Source organism: Streptomyces sp. T39, from assembly GCF_008042045.1.
Classification (GTDB): Bacteria; Actinomycetota; Actinomycetes; order Streptomycetales; family Streptomycetaceae; genus Streptomyces.
Map to the genome: position 1 here is coordinate 1 of NZ_RDBP01000284.1, position 1062 is coordinate 1062.

Sequence of the window (1062 nt, forward strand, 5' to 3'; positions counted from 1 at the left end):
CTGTCCGGCGAGGAAGGCACCGACCGCCAGAAGCAGGGCGCGCTCGCGCTGGCCCTCGCCCGCTGCGAAGTCCCCATGACCCGAACCGACGGCACCGACTCCACCCACGCCCGCGCCTACGCGGACTGGCTGGAGACTCACACCGACTACCAGCCCACCGACCACGCGCCCGCTCCGACGGCGTAGAGCGGAGTGCACATGAGCACCGACACCATGACCCCGCCCGCCGACACGGGCCTCCCGACCCGTGTCCTCACGCTCGCCAGCGGCTCGGCCGGCTCCGGCAAGAGCACCCTGGCAGCAGCCCTCGCCGAGCAGGCCGCCGCACACGGCCGCACCGTCTGCGTGATCGGACTGGACCGGCAACGCGACGTCTCCCGCCTCCTCGGCTACGACAACCCGGACGCCGATGAAGAGCTGGCCACCCTCATCGACGTGGTTGACGAGGTCTGCACCCTCGAAGAAGCACTCGTTCCCGGACGTCACAGCAAGACCGGCGAGCCCATCCCGGGCCTCTGGCTCATCCTGGAGTCCGACAAGCTCGACTCCCTCAGCGTGAAGCTCGCGGGAGTCACCGCCCGGGAGATGTGGCTCCACCGACTGCTCCCGCAACTGCTCGGACGGTTCGACGTCATCCTGCTCGACTGCCCCGGCAACCTGGACCTCGGCACCCAGGGCGCCCTCATCGCCGCAACCGAGATCGTCGGATGCACCAAGAGTCAAGAGAAGGAAGCGCGCGGACTGACGGCGCTGGAGGACAAGATCGCTCACCTGCACAAGTCCTTCGGCTTCATGGGCATGCGCGACGGACTCGACTGGATCGTCATAGGGGAAGGCGTCACGGGCATCTCCCAGGGCAAGGTCTACTACGACATCGAGCGGCAGGTGCGAGAGGCGTACGGCGACCTCGTCGTCCAACCCACCATCCGCGACGACGTGAAGGTCCCCGAGTCGTACTCGGCCTCCCTCCCGGTCACGCTCTACAACCCCAAGGCCGAGGCCGCCACCGCATACGTCAAGGTCGGCAAGGCGATGAAGCTCTACGACTGACGTGTCTTTACG

At 67.7% G+C, this 1062-nt stretch carries 2 protein-coding genes; both read left to right on the top strand.

The features are described from left to right. A partial coding sequence (locus EAO77_RS39400; RefSeq protein WP_187283635.1) for a hypothetical protein occupies positions 1–186 on the top strand: 186 nt, incomplete at its 5' end. A 12-nt stretch (positions 187–198) separates the two neighbouring features. Further along, on the top strand, positions 199–1050 hold the full coding sequence (locus EAO77_RS38290) for a ParA family protein (RefSeq protein ID WP_147992859.1): 852 nt from the start codon (positions 199–201) through the stop codon (positions 1048–1050). The last annotated feature ends 12 nt before the right edge of the window (positions 1051–1062 follow it).

What these genes read in the sequence shown, in the direction of transcription:
- EAO77_RS38290 (WP_147992859.1), top strand. Translation starts at nt 199, where the DNA reads ATGAGCACCGACACCATGACCCCGCCCGCCGACACGGGCCTCCCGACC.